This window comes from Prochlorococcus sp. MIT 0801 (genome assembly GCF_000757865.1).
Lineage (GTDB): Bacteria > Cyanobacteriota > Cyanobacteriia > PCC-6307 > Cyanobiaceae > Prochlorococcus_B.
On the sequence record NZ_CP007754.1, the window covers coordinates 1,864,366 to 1,881,634 of the forward strand.

A 17,269-nucleotide genomic window follows, 5' to 3' on the forward strand; every position below is an offset into this window, starting at 1 on the left:
ATTATATACAACAATTAGACGGATCACTAATGGTTTCAAGTTTAATCGAGGCTTCGGCTCCATTAAAAAAACCAGTTGCTGCCGATAAAGCGATGGCTGCATCGAAAAAGCTCCAAGGGCATGTACCAAGACGGATTCATAACCAAAGGGCCAGAAGAAGATGGGGAACGGTTATATTTATGTTAGCAATACATGCTCTAACAATATTTACGTTGCAAGCTCAATTCTGGAGTTGGCTAGCATTCTCTGGATTTATTTTCTTATATTGGGTAACTGCTTGCTTGGGAGTAACTACTGGATATCATCGCCTGCTTTCACATCGTTCTTTTCAAGTTCCAAAATGGCTTGAAAGATTTTTTGCAACTTGTGGAGCATTAAGTTGCCAACATGGTCCAATTGATTGGGTTGGTCTTCATAGGCATCATCATACTTTTTCCGATACTGATGCTGATCATCATGACAGCAACAAAGGATTTTGGTGGAGTCACATGGGATGGATGTTTGAAGATGTGCCTGCAATGAAAGCCGTTCCAAGACTCTCTGGAGATTTAATCAAAGATCCTTACTATCGCTTCTTAAATAAGAATTTTCTACTTTTGCAATTACCTTTAGGCGCAACGCTCTATTTAATTGGCCAATCAGCTGGGGTTGGAGGATGGGCAATGGTCCTATGGGGAATTCCTTTAAGACTGGTTTTTGTTTATCACATAACTTGGCTGGTTAATTCAGCAACACATTGTTGGGGTTCTATTGCATATGAGAGTGGAGATAATTCCAAAAATAATAAATGGGTTGCAGCGCTTACTTTTGGAGAAGGGTGGCACAACAATCATCATGCTTTTCCCAATTCAGCGAAGCATGGCCTTCAACGAAATCAAATAGATCTAACTTGGCAACACATACGTTTTTTAAAAGCAATTGGGTTAGCCAAAAAAATTAGACTCCCTATCGCGTCGTAATATTAATAACAACAAGTTAAATAGAATTAATTCTTTTTCGATTCATGGCTAAGCGAGTTCAAGTTGTTCTAAATGAAGACATAAAAAGTCTTGGCAAAGATGGTGACCTTGTTGAGGTCGCTCCTGGTTTTGCTAGAAACTTTTTATTACCTAACAAAAAAGCATTACCAGTTACTCCCACTGTTTTAAAACAAGTGGAGCATAGAAGAGCAAAACAAGCAGAAAAAGAAGCTGCTAAAAAACAAGAAGCTATTGATTTCCAAACAGCTCTGACAACAATTGGAAGATTTACTGTCAAAAAACAAGTAGGAGAAGATGGAGTTTTATTTGGAACAGTGACAAATGGAGATGTAGCCGAAGTTGTAAAAGAAGCTACCAAAAAGGATATAGATCGAAGAGACATATCTGTCCCTGAAATACATGGTGTTGGGAAATATAAAGTGCAAATCAAACTTCATAACGAAGTAAATGCTGAGATCAACCTTGAAGTCACAAGTTACTAATAGTTGCATCTTTGCCTGAACAAGCCAAAGTAAGTGTCCTTGTTCAAAAAGCAATAGATGATAAGCACCCCCTCTTCAAATAACGGGGATTTCTCAAAACAAGGTAGAGATTTTGGAGCTTTTAATAATTCCAAGATTGATAAGCCTCGTTTTGAAGCTCAACCTGAACAAATACCACCACAAAATTTAGAAGCAGAAGAATCTGTTCTTGGTGGAATTTTATTGGATCCTGATGCGATAGGAAGAATAGCTGATTTACTTCAAGTTGAAGCTTTTTACATATCTGCTCATCAAGAAATATATAGAACTGCATTAATGCTTCATAGCCAAGGCAAGCCTACAGATTTGACCGCAATGAGCGCTTGGCTTGCCGATACAAATTCTTTAGAAAAAGTTGGAGGCAACAACCGATTAGTTGAACTAGTTGAGCGGGTTACATCTACCGCTTCAATAGAGCAAGTTGCTAAATTAATTAGCGATAAATTTCTGCGCAGACAATTAATTAAATCTGGAAATGATGTTATCAAATTAGGCTTTGATCAAAGTCTTCCAATGGAAGAAGCTATTGATAAAGCTGAACAGAAGATCTTTGCTATTAGCCAAGAGCAACCATCCAAAGGTTTAACACCCACGTCGGAAATTTTAACAAGTACTTTCAATGAAATCGAAAGTAGATCACTTGGTACTTCAGTTGCAGGAATACCAGTTAATTTTTACGATCTGGATGCAATGACACAAGGACTTCAGAGGAGCGATCTAATAATTGTTGCCGGAAGACCAGCAATGGGAAAAACTTCAATTGTTCTTAATTTGGCTAAAAACGTAGCGCAACTACATGACTTACCTGTATGTGTTTTCAGTCTTGAGATGAGTAAAGAGCAGCTAACTTACAGATTGCTATCAAGCGAGGTAGGTATTGAAAGCAGTAGATTAAGAACTGGACGTTTGCAGCAAGATGAATGGCCATTGCTTGGTCAAGGTATTAATACTCTTGGTCAATTACCAATCTTCATTGACGACAAACCAAATTCAAGTGTTCTTGAGATGAGGTCCTTGTGTCGTCGCCTAATTGCCGAACAAGGCAAAGAACTGGGACTAATTGTGATTGATTATCTACAACTAATGGAAGGTACGTCAGAGAATAGAGTTCAAGAAATCTCAAGAATTACTCGAGGTCTTAAGGGTATGGCACGAGAACTTAAAGTACCTGTAATCGCTTTATCTCAATTAAGTAGAGGAGTTGAATCAAGAACAAATAAAAGACCAATGCTTAGCGATCTGCGTGAATCTGGCTCAATAGAACAGGATGCGGACTTGGTTCTAATGATTTATAGGGATGAATATTACAATCCAGAAACTACTGATAGAGGAATTACAGAAGTTATCGTGACAAAACACAGAAATGGACCTGTTGGAACAGTTAAATTACTTTTTGAACCCCAATTCACTAGATTTAGAAATCTTGCTGCTTAATTGTTCGAAAATTAAATTCCTAAATGCTTAATTGATGATTACTAAACAATCTTCAAATGAAAGTTTTGACGTAATTGTTGTAGGAGGTGGTCATGCGGGCTGCGAGGCTGCCCTGACTTCAGCAAGATTGGGATGTAATACAGCTTTATTTACACTCAATTTAGATCGCATCGCATGGCAACCATGTAATCCCGCAGTAGGGGGACCAGCCAAGAGTCAATTAGTTCATGAAGTTGATGCGCTAGGAGGGATAATCGGAAAATTAGCCGACTTAACAGCTCTTCAAAAAAGAGTGCTTAACGCAAGCAGAGGACCTGCGGTTAGGGCATTGAGAGCACAAACAGATAAGCGGTCATATGCACATGAAATGCTGAAAATCCTCCAAAATACGCCAAATTTAAAGATTAGAGAAGCAATGGTTACTGGGCTAGAAATTGAACATTATTCCAAGCAAATTGACAAAAAAATACCAGCAATTCAAGAGAGAATTGGATTTATAAAGGGAGTTAAAACCTATTTTGGAAGCGTTTTTTATGCAAAAGCAGTTGTACTTACAACAGGAACATTTTTAGGAGGCAGGATTTGGATTGGCAATCAATCTATGAGTGCAGGTCGATCAGGAGAGCAGGCCTCTGAAGGGTTAACGGAAGAGTTAAAAAAGTTGGGCTTTACTACTGATCGTTTAAAAACAGGCACACCTGCTCGCGTCGATAGAAGAACTATTGACCTTAAATCCCTCGATGAGCAATTGAGCGATGCTTCAGATAAATTCTTCTCGTTTGATCCTCTTTGGTGGAAAAGTGGAGAACAAATGAGTTGTCATATCACTCGAACAACAAAAGAAACTCACCAACTGATTAAAAATAATCTTCATTTAACTCCTATTTATGGAGGTTTTATTGATAGTAAAGGTCCAAGATATTGTCCATCCATTGAAGATAAAATTGTACGTTTTGCTGATAAAGAATCGCACCAGATTTTCTTGGAACCGGAAGGTAGAGATACTCCAGAAATGTATGTGCAAGGTTTCTCAACCGGACTACCCGAAAACTTACAATTAGAACTTTTAAGGACTCTGCCAGGCTTAGAAAAATGCGTAATGCTTAGACCTGCTTATGCAGTGGAATATGACTACATACCAGCAACACAACTAGACGCAACATTAGAAACAAAAAGAGTAAGTGGTTTATATAGTGCAGGCCAACTAAATGGAACAACAGGATACGAAGAAGCTGCAGCTCAAGGTTTAGTAGCAGGTTTAAATGCTGCAAGATTAGTGAACAATAAAGAAGGAATTATTTTCGAAAGAGAAAGTAGTTATATTGGAACCATGATTGACGACTTAGTTACAAAAGATTTAAAAGAGCCATATAGAGTGTTAACCAGTAGAAGTGAGTACCGATTAATCCTTAGGGGTGATAATGCAGATAGAAGATTGACTCCTCTTGGCTATAAATTAGGATTAATCGATGAAAGAAGATGGAAAATATTTAATGCTAAGCAACAATTAATCAATCAAGAGAAAGAGAGACTAGAGAAAGAGAGAATTAAAGAAAGTGATAAGTGTGCAAAGGAAATATATTCCACAACAGGAATACCTATAAAAGGATCTTTGACTTTAGCAAATTTCCTGAGAAGAACAAATATTCACTATAAAGATTTGATTACTTATAATTTAACAACTCAAAGTATTCCTTTAGATGTTGAGGAAGGAGTTGAGATAGATATTAAATATAGTGGTTATTTAGACAGGCAAAAAGCTCAAATAAATCAATTAAAACAGCAAAGTAAAAAGTTATTACCAAAAAATTTAAATTACAATAATATAGAAACATTATCTAAAGAAGCCAGGGAAAAATTAACAATTTCTCAGCCAAAAAGCCTGGGGCATGCTGCTCAACTTCCAGGCGTGAGCAAAGCTGATCTCACTGCACTTCTCGTATGGTTAAAAATAGAGCAAATGAAAAAAGTTAAAAGCAAAGATTCACTTCAAATAAAAAGTTAATAGCAGTGAATTCACGTCAATCTCAATTACCTTCTCCTTTAGTAATTTGGAAAGCATCAAAAGAAAATGTTCTTTCAGGGAGAGGCAACCATAAGCTGTCTGGGGCTTGGCAGTTAATGCTATTGGGTGACGGAAGTCCAACAAGACATCTCAAGCTATTAACAGGTCATGAAGTTGCCATCAAGGTTATATCCATGGCTACTGAAAATAATAATGGAATTGGTGTACCAGAAGAAGTCAATGAGCTAGAACCACCTTTAATACGAAGACAAGTTTGGCTGACATGCGGAGACTTAACCCTTGCATGGGCTGAAAGTTGGTGGAATTATCAGGAAGCAGAAAAACATCTGCGCAATAAGGATCAACCTATCTGGAAAAGCCTCACCCAAGGACGCTCAGAACTTTTTAGAGAAGTAGATGGATTGGGTTTAGTAGATGCCAATTGGCTGAAATTAGAATTCGAAGAAGAGGGTCCTTTTTGGAGCAGGCATTACCGATTTTTTCGTCAACAAAAAGAATTAACTGTAATCAGAGAAGTATTTAGCCCAAAGCTAGAAAAATGGCTAGGACCAGTTCCGAGGAAAGCTTTTTGAGAAAACTAGTATTTTCTTCGACTAGATCTTGGTATGTTTTTTCTTCTTGGAGGAGTTCGTTCCTCGACACAAGAATCGTTTGCATCGCATGCATTTTGTTTAATTAAATTATCTTTTCTTTCCCACTTATTTAATTTAAAAGATTGATCGTCGGGCCATTCATCTAGTTCGTCTGTATTATTTCTCCTTCCTTCAATCTGAGGTGGTAAAGCTTTAGGAGTTCTTAAGGAAATAGCACTTAAGGGTCTTTTTAAATTGTTTGTGCTTTCTTGAAACGATTCATCAACTAAATCTTCATTATCCAACCAATCGTCATCATCCTCAAAAAACCAATCGATTTTCTCTTCCATCCAACGACCAACTTTTTCGAAATTTGCTGAAGTTTCTTTATCTTGCCACCCTCCCCTTCTTTGACCTGGGCGATTACCTGCAACACCATCTACAACCTGTTTTCCAGTTTGTATCCATTTATCCATTCTGCGATCAAGAGGCGCTCGAGATCGCTGACGAATTTGATTGCGATTGTTATGTGAGATCATCTTTTAAATTTAACGCTTTCAAACCAACAAGTGAATCACCGTAAAGATGAAATTATTCAAAAATTCAAATAAAAGCCAATTAAAGAAGAAAATTATTTATTACTTCTAGAAAAAGGTTGAAATTCAAGAACGCATTTTTGATTCCATCGACCTCCAAAATAATTATTACAACAACTGCGGCAGGCAGCGCCTTTAACAATACGTCTATAACTAAAACTTTTTTTACATGAAGGGCATGTTGCCACCCATTTGGGGATTCTTTTTAATATTGGGAACGAGTGACGAACTGTTACTTGAAAATCAGTTTGAGCGGAATTGATCTCTGCCATACGTTGGTGAAAATTAGGGCCATGTGCCTCTTCAACTTTCAGGACAAGATCTATCCAGGCATGAATCATTTCGTGACACAATGTACTCGTCAAAGCTTTTTGGGGAAGATTCTCTAATACTGGTCTGGACAGAATTATTGCACTAGCTTTATTTCCAAAGAAATTCGTTTTACTTCTATAGATCCCAGCAGTTGTACGCATGCGGCCATCACTCCAACGAACAGAGACTCTGGGGAGTCCATTCTCGGATAAAGAGTTCTGAAAATATTGCCTGTTTAATTCAAGAAATAATGGCAATACAGGTATTAAAGACATTGATGCCTAAAACTCATTAGCATAATAATTCCGATAACATTCTGTCTGACTATCGATAACAAACAAGCTAATCTCATGGCTAATAAGTCAGAATCTTTAACTAAAAGGAATTCACAAAATGGATAGTGCTCTTATCAAGGCAATTGGATTAAAAGCTCTCTTCGTTGGAGTTGGAGCACTTCTCCTTTTTTGGATTTTTAACGCAATTAAACTCGTCATAAGTGCTAGAGGTATTAATCCACTTGTCAAAAAGTTTTTTGATCAAATTGCTGCCGGACGAATTGATGGAGCTTATAGACTTACAACAAAAGAGTATAAAACACATGTCACTAGACAAGACTTCATCAAATTTTTAGGTAGCTTGCAATTAAATCGATATAGAAACTTGAAGTCAGGGCGTCCAAGAATAGAAGACAATCAAATAATGCTCACACTAAGCTTGAAATCAGAAGATAAGAAAAATGAAATGCCGCTTGACTTTACTTTTATTAAGATCAACGAAAATTGGCAAATAGATCGTATTGCAAAAGCCAATACGTAACTAAGCCAAACGTGATAAGTGAATTCAAACTTGGATCAATATTATGAACGTGTAAAAGAGCTTAGAGCTTTGCTTAATAAAGCAAATTACTCTTACTATGTATTAGATGCACCGGAGATTGACGATGCTATTTATGATCAACTATATCGAGAATTAATTGAAATTGAAAATATCCACCCATCTCTAATTACTGATGATAGCCCTTCCCAAAGATTGGGAGGTATTCCTTCTAAAGGATTCAAAAATGTTACGCACAATATTCCTCTTTTAAGTCTAGATAATGCTTTTAATTTAAATGAATTGGAAGCATGGTATGCAAGGGTCAGAAAATTAATAAATTCAGAAAATAAAAGTATCAAGGAAGTTAATAATCCAGAACTAATATGTGAATTAAAAATTGATGGAAATGCTGTTGCAATAAGGTATGAAAATGGAATTTTAACTAAAGCAGCAACTCGTGGAGATGGAAAAACTGGAGAAGATATCACTAATAACATCAGGACAATTTCTACAATTCCTTTACGTTTATTATTAAAGAATCCACCCACTTGGATGGAAATCAGAGGCGAAGCTTTCATGCCCAATAATATATTTAAAAAACTCAATCTTGAGAGAAAAAATACTGATCAACCACTTTTTGCCAATCCTAGAAACTCTTGTGCAGGAACATTAAGACAATTAGATCCTAAAATAGTTGCATCTAGAAAACTTGACTTCTTCGCATATAGTCTTTATTTACCAGAAGATTGGGAGCCAACTGATAGCAATTTTAAAAAACCAAATTCTCAATCTAAATCACTTGAGTTTTTAAAAAATATTGGTTTTAAAGTTAATATTACATATGAAACAAAGAAAAACTTAAATGAAGCAAATAGCTATTACAAATATTGGGGAATTGAAAAAGATTCTTTAGCTTATGCAACTGATGGGATAGTAGTAAAAATAGATAACTTTGAAATACAAAATCTCTTAGGAGCAACAAATAAAGCTCCAAGATGGGCCATCGCTGTCAAATATCCAGCAGAAGAGAAACCGACTAAATTAAAAAAACTCATTTTCCAAGTAGGTCGCTCTGGCGCTGTAACACCTGTAGCAGAGTTTGATTCGATAGAACTTGCAGGAACATCTGTTAATCGTGCAACTCTTCATAATGCAAAAAGACTTGCCTCTTTAGATCTTCATTATGAAGACACCATAATTGTTCGAAAAGCTGGAGAAATTATTCCCGAAGTGATCAGAGTTATAAAAGAATTTAGAACAGTTGATTCACAATTAGTAGAATTTCCTCAAAACTGCCCCTCATGTGATTCCAAATTAATTCAAGAAGAAAATGAAGCAATAACGAAATGTATTAATTTTGAATGCCCAGCAAAATTAAAAGGTCGTTTACGTCATTGGGTCAGTAAAGGGTCAATGAACATAGATGGATTAGGTGAAAAAATTATAAATCAATTAGTAAATGAAGGATATGTAAAATCAATCGCAGATTTGTACAAACTTGAAATTGATTCCCTTTTAGAACTTGAAAGATTTGGTGAAAAATCTGCAAATAATTTACTAATAGAAATTAACGAGTCTAAAAATAAAAATTGGCACAAACAGCTCTACGGTTTAGGGATACCTCACATAGGAGAAGCTAATGCTAAATCTCTTTCAAAAAACTTTCATAGTATCGAAGAACTTAATGCTATTGCGAAGGATGCACCTGAAAATATATCGAATATTTATGGATTTGGAAACGAGATGAAAGATGCAATAATTAAGTGGTTCGATGATTCTAAAAATCAAACCTTAATTAGAGAATTAAAAGAAGTCGGATTCTCCCTAAAAGAGAGTTTAGATTTAAACGACAATTTAAATCAATCAAATATTTTTGATGGTAAGATTTTTGTCTTAACAGGAACTTTGGATTCGCTTACAAGAGATAAAGCAAAGGAATTTATAGAAATTGCTGGAGGGAAAGTCAGCTCTTCAATTAGTAAAAAAACTGATTTCTTAGTATCAGGAGAAAAAGCTGGGAGTAAATTAAAAAAAGCACAAGAGCTTGGAGTGAAGATAATTAACGAAAATGAATTGAAGCTATTATTATCAGAAAAAACAAAGTTTAAAAATGAATAAGAATAGAATCTTTTCTCTCATCAAAACAGAATGTGGACGAGCTAAATACGAAATGCTAGCTTCCAAAAAAGGTATATTAAATCGAATAAGACTTTATTGGTTTATCCTATTTGCAGCGATTGAAGATTGGAATATAACAGCTGAGGATTAATCTAACGATTAAGAATCCTGATTTATTTTTCTTGCTGAACGTAAAACCAAAATAACAATTAAAATTGTTGAAAAGATACTAATTAAGCTCCAAACAAATGAACTTGTATCAGATCTTCCGGAAAGCACCTCGCCAAAATTTGAAACTTTAAGTGCTAAGGAACCCAAGCTGCAATATAAAATTGTTCCAGGTAATATACCAATCATTCCAATAGTAAAATCACGAACTTTTACATCGCTCAAGCCATAAGTAAAATTAAGTAAACCAAATGGAAAAAGAGGAGAAAGTCTAGTTAAAAGAATGACTTTTAGACCCTCGCGTTTAACAGCCTTCTCCATAATTTGAACTTTTGGAAAATTCGAGACCTTGTTTTGAGCCCATTCTTTTAAAAAAGTTCTCCCTAAATAAAAAGTTAGGTGAGCTCCAACAAAAGCACCTACAAAAACAACCGAACTTCCAAGCCAAGTTCCATAAAGAAAGCCAGACAACATGGAAAGCCAGGAGCCTGGCAGCAAGCAAGACACCCAAAAAACATAAACCAAAGCAAAACCCAAAATTCCTAAAGGACTGCTTAAAAAAGGAATAAAAGAATTGACTAGAGTTTCTATGTTATGAGTCATAAGTTGTAGATAGATCAATCCAATCCCATTAGACGCTCTTTGACTAGACGGACTTGAGCTTCTGACTCAGTTAAGTTTGCTCTGCATTCTTCAACAACCTCTTTGGGAGCTTTATCAACAAAATTCTTATTCGCTAAACGTCTAGAAAGACTTTCAATTTCTTTTTGTGCTTTATTTAAATCTTTTTCTAGCCTAGATCGTAATGAAGCTATATCTATCAATCCTTCAATAGGCAGCACTACCTCAAGCTCTCCACTTACTCCTGCTAGAGCTTTCATTGAAGGCAATGACTTTGCTTGCTCAGGAGATAATATCTGTACTTCCTTAGCCTTGGTCAAAACAGCAATATCATTGATTGATGTTGTTAGTGTTTTTTGTAAGACCTCCTTACCAGAAACCAACATGACAGGAACTTTTTGAGAGGGTTTCAACCCAGCAACTGCTCTTAGATTGCGAATCAATCTGATAGATGCAAATAAATCAGAGAAAGAACTCTCTAAATCGAGATTCAAGTCTTGTTCATTTGATTTGGGCCAAGGCTGCAAAGCTAAAAATTGATTCTCATCTAAACCTGTTAATCCATGCCAAAGCTCCTCTGTCAAATGAGGCATTAGAGGGTGAAGCATAATCAAAAGATCACTTAGAACTTTGTATAAAACACTTTTCGCTATTTTTCGATCTAATAATTCATCGGAAGAAAGATTTTCTGAATTATTCAATCGCCGTTTAATTAATTCTAAATACCAATCACAAAAATCATTCCAAGCAAATTCATATAATCCCTTAGCGGCCTCTCCTAGAGCATAATTTTCATATCGATTAGCAGTCTCATGATTGACTCGTGCAAGTCTTGATAAAATCCACCTGTCCGATAATTGCAACTTAGAAGAATCGTATTTCTCCAAGTTTTCATAATCTTGATCTTCAAGATTAATAAGAGCAAACCTAGTTGCATTCCAAAGCTTATTAGCAAAATTTCTAGATGCCTCAACCGTTGCTGATGTTTGATTTTTACGATCAAAGTCAAGACGTATATCTTGGCCCGCACCTGCAACTTCACGAACAAGAGCAAACCTTAAAGCATCTGTTCCATATCTTTCTATTAGTAATAAAGGATCAATGCCATTTCCAGCACTTTTACTCATTTTTCTGTTCTGTTCATCTCTAACAAGTCCGTGAATATAGACGTCAGCAAATGGCATCCGCTCCGTAAAGACACCAGCCATCATTGTCATCCTTGCAACCCAAAAGAAAATAATGTCAAAGCCAGTAACCAAAGTGTTCGTGGGATACCAACGTTGAAAATCAGGATGGGTTTCATCAGGCCAGCCTAATGTAGAAAAAGGCCATAATCCGCTGGAAAACCATGTATCTAGCACATCTTCATCTTGCTCAATTTTAACTGAATCTCCATATTTTTCTCGTGCTAATTTCTTCGCTTCATCTTCTGTTCGAGCAACAATGTACGGGGTTTCATTAACAACTTTATTATCTGTTTGACTAATTACAAACCAAGCCGGAATGCGATGTCCCCACCAAAGTTGTCTACTAATACACCAATCTCTTATATCAGTTAACCAATCACGATAAACTTTAGACCATCTATTAGGAATAAATTTAGGTTGTCCTTTCTCAAAAAATTCAGAACAACTACTAGAGAGAGGATCCATTTTCACAAACCACTGAGTTGACAACAATGGCTCTACTGGTACTTTCCCTCTGTCAGAGAAAGGAACACTATGTTTATAAGCTTCTATTTTGGTTAAAAGACCAATCGCCTTTAAAGAATCAATAACAGCTTCACGAGCTTCAAAACGATCCAAGCCTTCAAATTGACCTGCATTGTGATTCATCGTTCCTTTTTTGGTCATGACTGTTATTTGAGGTAAGTCATGTCTCTGACCTATCTCAAAATCATTAGGATCATGAGCTGGAGTGACTTTGACACATCCAGTTCCAAAATCTTTATCTACATGAGGATCTCCAATAATTGGAATGGTTCTGCCAACTAAAGGCAAAGTAAGTTTCTCCCCTATGAGATCTTTATACCTTTCATCTGATGGGTTCACAGCAACTGCGACATCCCCAAGCATCGTCTCAGGACGTGTAGTCGCTACTTCTAAGTAACTAATTTGTTTCGCACTTGATACAGATGATGTGACTAGGGGATATCGAAAATGCCATAGATGTCCATCTACTTCTTTCATTTCAACTTCTAAATCACTCACAGCCGAACCAGAGGCAGGACACCAATTCACTAAATATTCTCCTCGATATATCAATCCCTTCTCATGTAAACGAACAAATGCCTCAGAAACAGCTTTACTCAGTCCTTCATCCAATGTAAATCTCTCTCTACTCCAGTCTACGGAATATCCCAAACGCTTTAATTGATCAACAATTCTTCCACCACTTTTTTCTTTCCACTCCCAAGCTTTTTCCAAAAAAGAAGCTCTACCAAGATCACGACGATTTTTGCCCTCTTCCTTAAGTTGTCGCTCGAGAATAGTTTGAACCGCAATTGAAGCATGGTCTGTTCCTGGAAGACAAAGAACATTATTGCCTTTTAATCTCTTATACCTGACAACTGTATCGATTAAAGCAGTATTAAAAGCATGCCCCATATGCAAACTACCTGTGACATTTGGAGGAGGAATAACTACGGAGAATGGGTCTCCAGGCGCTGATGGATCAGGTTGAAAAGCTCCTTTTTCTTCCCAAGCTTTCTGCCACCGATTTTCAGTACCTACTGGATCATATGTTTTAGGAAGCCCTGAGGCTTCAGATAATTTTGTAGTTTTTGCCCGCTCTATCACAGAAAAAAAATGTGTTTAATTTAATTTACTCATTCCCGACAAAAGTTTTACATCATTCTTGCTTTTCCTAAATTCAAATGTCACTTTTCACGTTCCAAGGAATCGAAACTATTGAGTCATGCCTTTCCCATGCAGCCGAAGATAAAGAAACCTTGTCACTTAAACCGACCATTTCTAAGGCTTGAACTACGTCATTATTATTAATCCTCTTATCTAAAGCTATGGGCATAATCAAAACTTGCGCTTCTGCAGGATCAGCCATCACATGTAATGACAAATCCTCTAAAGCTCTTTCAAAAAATATTTTTCTCATTCGACTTGTTAAAGGAGAACCCATCGCTTTCGCAAACATTTCTAGGCTTTCTTTTTCTCCAGAAAGCCCACAATTTAAACTTAACCAAATTAAAAATTTAGCCCAACTATCTACGCTCCATAATGGCTGAAAGCTATCTCGCTTACTATAAATTAATTCCAGCAATGCGAACTCAAAAGCTTTTGCTTGAATAGACGTGCGAGATATTTGTTCCATAGAAGACATTTTCTACAACTACAGCCAAACTAGTGTTTATTGTTCGTTATCTAATTATTTGTCATGGATCTGAACGACCCTGAACTTGAGTTCTCCGATCTTGTTTACGCATATCAAAGCTGGGTCATCGCTGTAATCAACGATGAAAAATTAAATAGTAAAGAAAAGTTGCTTACTGAGGAAATATCAGATGATGCTTTAAATGCTATGAGATTCTTACCAGGTGAAGTAACTAGCGCAATTGAAACAAGTTTAGCTCGCGTCTATGAAGTTGATTCCGATGAGCTCTCTGCGATCTTGTTTCCAGAAGAATAAATTCAATTCGCTAATTGTTTTAAAAACTTATTGAACTTTTCACAGTTTTAGTTTTCTAAAGCCTGATCCACATGGAGAAGGTTCAGCCCCTTTTGGTGTGCTAATCAGAAATCCACCTCCACTTAGATCACCGAAATAATTCAGCTTCAGACCTTGAAACAACAGAATTTGATCTTGACGAGCATACAAAGTAATCCCGTCAGCTCTAGCGAGTGGAACACCTTCGTTTTTTCCCGGCCTAATTCTGATAAATTGCCAACCCTCCCCAGACTTATCATCCAATAAATCAATATGCATAACTCCAGGAGATCCAGTAAAAGCAGCTTGCCTGTTTAACTCTGCGACTGCCGTTGCTGAAATTTTTAATCCAGGACCATTTTGCATAAATAAAGAAATTTAGATGGGCGATCCAGGGTTCGAACCAGGGACATCCTGCTTGTAAGGCAGGCGCTCTACCGCTGAGCTAATCGCCCATACAATTTTTAGTCCTTTGACTAATTCATTTACTTTATACCTCAAGCTGCTCTGTTGTTGAGAATTAATCATAATTAGATCAACGATTCAAAAAAAATCGTTTCTGAGCTTAGTAACAGTTCTATCAAGACAACTAGAAATGACAAACACAAACCAAATAAATACAAAAAATAAAATGAATAAACTCCTTGAAGTAGTTTCAGACCTTAGAGATCCAATCAATGGCTGTCCTTGGGACCTAAAGCAAACGCATCTTTCTTTGGTCCCATATGTTCTAGAAGAAGCCTATGAAGTTGCTCACGCAATAAGAGAAGAAAATCCTAGTGAATTAAAAGAAGAGCTTGGAGATCTCTTACTACAAGTAATTTTGCATGCTCAAATAGCAAAAGAAAAAAACTTATTTGACATAACTGACATCATTGACATGATCACTGAAAAACTAATTCGAAGGCATCCACATGTATTTCAAAATAAAGCAAAAGTTAGTATCAAAGAAGTGGAAGACTCTTGGGAAACAATCAAGAATAATGAAAAACCATTAAATAATTCAAACACCCCAATTAGTGACCGATTGAAATTAAAGATAAGACCACAACCTTCTACGAAAGCAGCACTGATTATCTCCAAAAAAGCTTCAAAAAACGGATTCGAATGGGAAAAAATTGATCAAATCTGGGATAAATTATATGAAGAATTAGAAGAATTAAAAGATGCATTAAAAAAAGAAAATACTTCCGAAGCTGAAGCTGAAATAGGAGACGTATTATTTACATTGATAAATATTGCAAGATGGAATAAAATTTCAATAGAAGATGGATTAGCAAAAACTAATAAAAGATTCCTAGAACGATTAACATACATAGAAGAAAATATAGATGGCGAATTACATTCCCAATCAAAAAAGAAATTAGAAAAATACTGGAAATTAGCGAAGATCAATCTCAAGCATTAATATCATAATTATGAATTACAAACTAAAAACAAAAGCAGAGTGGCTTGACGAGTATCATCAAGGCGTTAGATATGGACTACAGGGAAAATTAATATTAGAAGAGTCTAGTCCTTTTCAAAAGATTGCCATATATGAAAGCAAAAGATATGGAAAAGCACTATTACTTGATGATTGTTGGATGACTGCAGAGAAGTCTGAAAAGTGTTATCACGAATCTCTTATTCATCCTGCCTTATGTTGTTCTACACAAATAGAAAATATTTTAATCATTGGAGGAGGTGATGGTGGTAGTGCAAGAGAATGTTTAAAATATAAAGAGGTTCAGTCTATCGATTTAGTTGAAATTGATCTAAGAGTTATTGAATTAAGTCAAAAGTATTTGCCTACTATTGGAGGAGATGCATGGTCTGATTCAAGATTGAATTTACAAATAAAAAATGGAATTGATTGGGTAAAACATACACCAGAGAATTCATATGATGTGATTATTATTGATGGCGCAGATCCTATTGGACCGTCCAAAGAATTATTCAGCAATTCTTTTCTCAAAGATTGCAAACGAATACTTAAACAAGGAGGGGTTTTGGCAACACAAAGTGAATCTCCAGAGTCTTTTCAAAAGATTCATATAAATATTGTCAAAGTTCTTCGTGAAATTTTTGACTACGCAGATCCAATGTACGGTTCTGTATCTATATACCCAAGCGGTTTATGGAGCTGGACATTTGCATCTATGGAGCAGCAAAAATATATGCATCCAAAAAAAAGTCGAGTAAAAGAGATCTCCGAAAATTGTCAGATTTGGAGTGCGCGATGGCAGCAAGGTGCATTTAACTCTATTCCTGCATTCATAGAAAGGGAGCTAGCAAAAACATGACCCAATCCAACCTCAAAGATCTATCACTGTTTAATAACGACGGTGCAATATTTATGGGCGCCCAAAGAGGCATCGATCAATGCAGAGTGTCACTTTTAGGAGTTCCTTATGATGGAACTTGTTGCTTTAGACCTGGTGCAAGATTTGGTCCTTCTGCTATTAGGGAAGATAGTTATGGAATTGAAACATATTGTCCGCAATTAGATTTAGATTTAGAAGATATTAACTTTACTGATATAGGTTCATTAGATGTTCCCCTTGGAGATGCAGAATTAACACTTGATTATATAAGCGATGCTACAAATATTTTACTTAAAAATAATTTAAAGCCTCTTATTATTGGTGGAGAACATTCAATAACAATTGGGATTATTAAATCAATAATTACTAATTATCCTGACTTAATTATGCTTCAATTAGATGCTCATGCAGACCTAAGAGATAAATGGTTAGGTAGTAAATATAGTCATGCATGTACTATGAAAAGATGTTTAGAAATACTACCTAGCAAAAAGATCTTTCAAATAGGAATAAGAAGTGGAACAAAATCAGAATTTCTTGAAATGAATAATAGTAAAAGTTTAATTCAACACAATTTGGGAGAGAATGCAAAATCTTTAGAAAAAGCTCTAAACAGTTTTAAAGGGAGACCAATCTATTTAACTTTTGATTTAGATTGGTTTGATCCCTCTATAATGCCAGGAACAGGCACTCCAGAGCCCGGAGGCTATTTTTGGGGAGATTTTGCAGCAATAATAGATGTGATTAAGTCTCATAATTTAATTGGTGCAGATGTAGTCGAATTATCTCCCAAATTAGATCACACTGGTATTAGTAGCATCCTTGCTGCAAAAGTTATACGTTCATTAATTATGTTATTGGTTAAATCATCCTAAAAATTTGCATTTAAATTTTCAATCAACTAATACCTTTCCAAAATCGAGTTGTTGATGAACAAATTTTTCAGAAATCTGTGGGAAATCAGGTTCTTTTTTTATCCAATGACCACAAGAAACAAATGAAGATATCTCAGAATGTATTTTTATTTTTCTAAGTTTGCACCATGAGAATGAATCAAAATGACTTGAAACACATTGATTGCAGCTCCTACAAGATCTTTTTGCAGTCATTAAGTCTTAACCCAAGACTCATAGAGTAGT

The 17,269-nt window shown here is 35.9% G+C and carries 19 protein-coding genes and 1 tRNA gene; 12 read left to right on the top strand and 8 right to left on the bottom strand.

Annotation, left to right across the window (positions count from 1 at the left end; genetic code table 11):
* Positions 1-29 precede the first annotated feature (29 nt).
* Genes EW15_RS09975 through EW15_RS09995 form a run of 5 tightly spaced genes read left to right on the top strand, consistent with a single transcriptional unit; the run spans position 30 to position 5,533 of the window.
* The gene (locus tag EW15_RS09975; protein WP_038654772.1) at positions 30-959 is read left to right on the top strand and encodes a fatty acid desaturase; all 930 of its coding nucleotides are present in this window, start codon (positions 30-32) and stop codon (positions 957-959) included.
* Between the two features lie 44 nt (positions 960-1,003).
* Complete coding sequence (gene rplI, locus EW15_RS09980; RefSeq protein WP_038654773.1) at positions 1,004-1,462, top strand: 50S ribosomal protein L9; 459 nt, start codon at positions 1,004-1,006, stop codon at positions 1,460-1,462.
* A gap of 57 nt (positions 1,463-1,519) precedes the next feature.
* The gene (dnaB, locus tag EW15_RS09985) at positions 1,520-2,935 is read left to right on the top strand and encodes a replicative DNA helicase (protein ID WP_038654774.1); all 1,416 of its coding nucleotides are present in this window, start codon (positions 1,520-1,522) and stop codon (positions 2,933-2,935) included.
* Between the two features lie 34 nt (positions 2,936-2,969).
* Positions 2,970-4,940 (top strand): tRNA uridine-5-carboxymethylaminomethyl(34) synthesis enzyme MnmG, encoded by a 1,971-nt coding sequence (mnmG, locus tag EW15_RS09990; RefSeq protein ID WP_038654775.1) that lies wholly within the window; start codon positions 2,970-2,972, stop codon positions 4,938-4,940.
* 5 nt (positions 4,941-4,945) lie between these two features.
* Positions 4,946-5,533 carry a chorismate lyase gene (locus EW15_RS09995; protein ID WP_038654778.1) on the top strand — a complete coding sequence of 196 codons (588 nt, stop codon included), beginning with the start codon at positions 4,946-4,948 and terminating at the stop codon, positions 5,531-5,533.
* A 5-nt stretch (positions 5,534-5,538) separates the two neighbouring features.
* On the opposite strand, the gene EW15_RS10000 is transcribed toward EW15_RS09995, so the two are convergent.
* Both EW15_RS10000 and EW15_RS10005 read right to left on the bottom strand, forming a co-directional pair.
* On the bottom strand, positions 5,539-6,072 hold the full coding sequence (locus tag EW15_RS10000) for a hypothetical protein (RefSeq protein ID WP_038654781.1): 534 nt from the start codon (positions 6,070-6,072) through the stop codon (positions 5,539-5,541).
* Positions 6,073-6,164: 92 nt separating this feature from the next.
* Positions 6,165-6,716, bottom strand: coding sequence for a SprT family zinc-dependent metalloprotease (locus EW15_RS10005; protein WP_038654784.1), 552 nt, complete (start codon positions 6,714-6,716; stop codon positions 6,165-6,167).
* Positions 6,717-6,834: 118 nt separating this feature from the next.
* On the opposite strand from EW15_RS10005, the gene EW15_RS10010 reads away from it, so the two are divergent.
* The 3 genes from EW15_RS10010 to EW15_RS11405 are packed head-to-tail and all read left to right on the top strand — an operon-like array spanning position 6,835 to position 9,526.
* Entirely contained in the window at positions 6,835-7,257 is a 423-nt protein-coding gene (locus tag EW15_RS10010) for a hypothetical protein (RefSeq protein ID WP_038654787.1), read from the top strand.
* 18 nt (positions 7,258-7,275) lie between these two features.
* Positions 7,276-9,375 (top strand): NAD-dependent DNA ligase LigA, encoded by a 2,100-nt coding sequence (gene ligA, locus EW15_RS10015; RefSeq protein WP_038654791.1) that lies wholly within the window; start codon positions 7,276-7,278, stop codon positions 9,373-9,375.
* Complete coding sequence (locus tag EW15_RS11405) at positions 9,368-9,526, top strand: hypothetical protein (RefSeq protein ID WP_197049682.1); 159 nt, start codon at positions 9,368-9,370, stop codon at positions 9,524-9,526. Before ligA ends, EW15_RS11405 begins: the two co-directional genes overlap by 8 nt.
* 8 nt (positions 9,527-9,534) lie before the next feature.
* Here the strand turns inward: EW15_RS11405 and EW15_RS10020 are convergent, their stop codons facing one another.
* The 3 genes from EW15_RS10020 to EW15_RS10030 form a co-directional block, all read right to left on the bottom strand.
* The gene (locus EW15_RS10020) at positions 9,535-10,146 is read right to left on the bottom strand and encodes a TVP38/TMEM64 family protein (protein ID WP_081930474.1); all 612 of its coding nucleotides are present in this window, start codon (positions 10,144-10,146) and stop codon (positions 9,535-9,537) included.
* Positions 10,147-10,160: 14 nt separating this feature from the next.
* Entirely contained in the window at positions 10,161-12,962 is a 2,802-nt protein-coding gene (locus EW15_RS10025) for a valine--tRNA ligase (RefSeq protein ID WP_038654794.1), read from the bottom strand.
* A 73-nt stretch (positions 12,963-13,035) separates the two neighbouring features.
* On the bottom strand, positions 13,036-13,491 hold the full coding sequence (locus EW15_RS10030) for a hypothetical protein (RefSeq protein WP_038654797.1): 456 nt from the start codon (positions 13,489-13,491) through the stop codon (positions 13,036-13,038).
* Positions 13,492-13,554: 63 nt separating this feature from the next.
* Here EW15_RS10030 and EW15_RS10035 point away from each other — a divergent pair, with 63 nt between their 5' ends.
* Entirely contained in the window at positions 13,555-13,806 is a 252-nt protein-coding gene (locus EW15_RS10035; RefSeq protein WP_011824648.1) for a hypothetical protein, read from the top strand.
* A 39-nt stretch (positions 13,807-13,845) separates the two neighbouring features.
* Here EW15_RS10035 and EW15_RS10040 read toward each other — a convergent pair whose 3' ends face one another.
* Together EW15_RS10040 and EW15_RS10045 are read right to left on the bottom strand one after the other, a co-directional pair.
* A complete protein-coding gene (locus tag EW15_RS10040) occupies positions 13,846-14,190 on the bottom strand; it encodes a hypothetical protein (RefSeq protein ID WP_038654800.1) in 345 nt (114 codons plus the stop codon).
* 17 nt (positions 14,191-14,207) lie between these two features.
* Positions 14,208-14,279: transfer RNA gene (locus EW15_RS10045), tRNA-Val, on the bottom strand.
* 140 nt (positions 14,280-14,419) lie between these two features.
* On the opposite strand from EW15_RS10045, the gene mazG reads away from it, so the two are divergent.
* Genes mazG through speB form a run of 3 tightly spaced genes read left to right on the top strand, consistent with a single transcriptional unit; the run spans position 14,420 to position 17,005 of the window.
* The gene (gene mazG, locus EW15_RS10050) at positions 14,420-15,232 is read left to right on the top strand and encodes a nucleoside triphosphate pyrophosphohydrolase (protein WP_038654803.1); all 813 of its coding nucleotides are present in this window, start codon (positions 14,420-14,422) and stop codon (positions 15,230-15,232) included.
* A gap of 10 nt (positions 15,233-15,242) precedes the next feature.
* A complete protein-coding gene (speE, locus tag EW15_RS10055) occupies positions 15,243-16,109 on the top strand; it encodes a polyamine aminopropyltransferase (RefSeq protein ID WP_038654806.1) in 867 nt (288 codons plus the stop codon).
* On the top strand, positions 16,106-17,005 hold the full coding sequence (gene speB, locus EW15_RS10060) for an agmatinase (RefSeq protein ID WP_038654810.1): 900 nt from the start codon (positions 16,106-16,108) through the stop codon (positions 17,003-17,005). The genes speE and speB overlap by 4 nt, the downstream gene beginning before the upstream one ends.
* Positions 17,006-17,023: 18 nt before the next feature.
* Here the strand turns inward: speB and EW15_RS10065 are convergent, their stop codons facing one another.
* Positions 17,024-17,239 carry a hypothetical protein gene (locus EW15_RS10065; protein WP_038654812.1) on the bottom strand — a complete coding sequence of 72 codons (216 nt, stop codon included), beginning with the start codon at positions 17,237-17,239 and terminating at the stop codon, positions 17,024-17,026.
* Positions 17,240-17,269: the final 30 nt, after the last annotated feature.

Excerpts from the sequence above, each read along its gene's own strand:
- speB (WP_038654810.1), top strand. The coding sequence starts at position 16,106 with ATGACCCAATCCAACCTCAAAGATCTATCACTGTTTAATAACGACGGT.
- speE (WP_038654806.1), top strand. The coding sequence starts at position 15,243 with ATGAATTACAAACTAAAAACAAAAGCAGAGTGGCTTGACGAGTATCAT.
- EW15_RS10040 (WP_038654800.1), bottom strand. The coding sequence starts at position 14,190 with ATGCAAAATGGTCCTGGATTAAAAATTTCAGCAACGGCAGTCGCAGAG.
- EW15_RS09975 (WP_038654772.1), top strand. The coding sequence starts at position 30 with ATGGTTTCAAGTTTAATCGAGGCTTCGGCTCCATTAAAAAAACCAGTT.
- EW15_RS10000 (WP_038654781.1), bottom strand. The coding sequence starts at position 6,072 with ATGATCTCACATAACAATCGCAATCAAATTCGTCAGCGATCTCGAGCG.
- EW15_RS10020 (WP_081930474.1), bottom strand. The coding sequence starts at position 10,146 with ATGACTCATAACATAGAAACTCTAGTCAATTCTTTTATTCCTTTTTTA.
- EW15_RS10005 (WP_038654784.1), bottom strand. The coding sequence starts at position 6,716 with ATGTCTTTAATACCTGTATTGCCATTATTTCTTGAATTAAACAGGCAA.
- dnaB (WP_038654774.1), top strand. The coding sequence starts at position 1,520 with ATGATAAGCACCCCCTCTTCAAATAACGGGGATTTCTCAAAACAAGGT.
- mazG (WP_038654803.1), top strand. The coding sequence starts at position 14,420 with ATGACAAACACAAACCAAATAAATACAAAAAATAAAATGAATAAACTC.
- EW15_RS10030 (WP_038654797.1), bottom strand. The coding sequence starts at position 13,491 with ATGGAACAAATATCTCGCACGTCTATTCAAGCAAAAGCTTTTGAGTTC.
- rplI (WP_038654773.1), top strand. The coding sequence starts at position 1,004 with ATGGCTAAGCGAGTTCAAGTTGTTCTAAATGAAGACATAAAAAGTCTT.
- EW15_RS10065 (WP_038654812.1), bottom strand. The coding sequence starts at position 17,239 with ATGACTGCAAAAAGATCTTGTAGGAGCTGCAATCAATGTGTTTCAAGT.
- mnmG (WP_038654775.1), top strand. The coding sequence starts at position 2,970 with ATGATTACTAAACAATCTTCAAATGAAAGTTTTGACGTAATTGTTGTA.
- EW15_RS11405 (WP_197049682.1), top strand. The coding sequence starts at position 9,368 with ATGAATAAGAATAGAATCTTTTCTCTCATCAAAACAGAATGTGGACGA.
- EW15_RS10035 (WP_011824648.1), top strand. The coding sequence starts at position 13,555 with ATGGATCTGAACGACCCTGAACTTGAGTTCTCCGATCTTGTTTACGCA.
- EW15_RS10010 (WP_038654787.1), top strand. The coding sequence starts at position 6,835 with ATGGATAGTGCTCTTATCAAGGCAATTGGATTAAAAGCTCTCTTCGTT.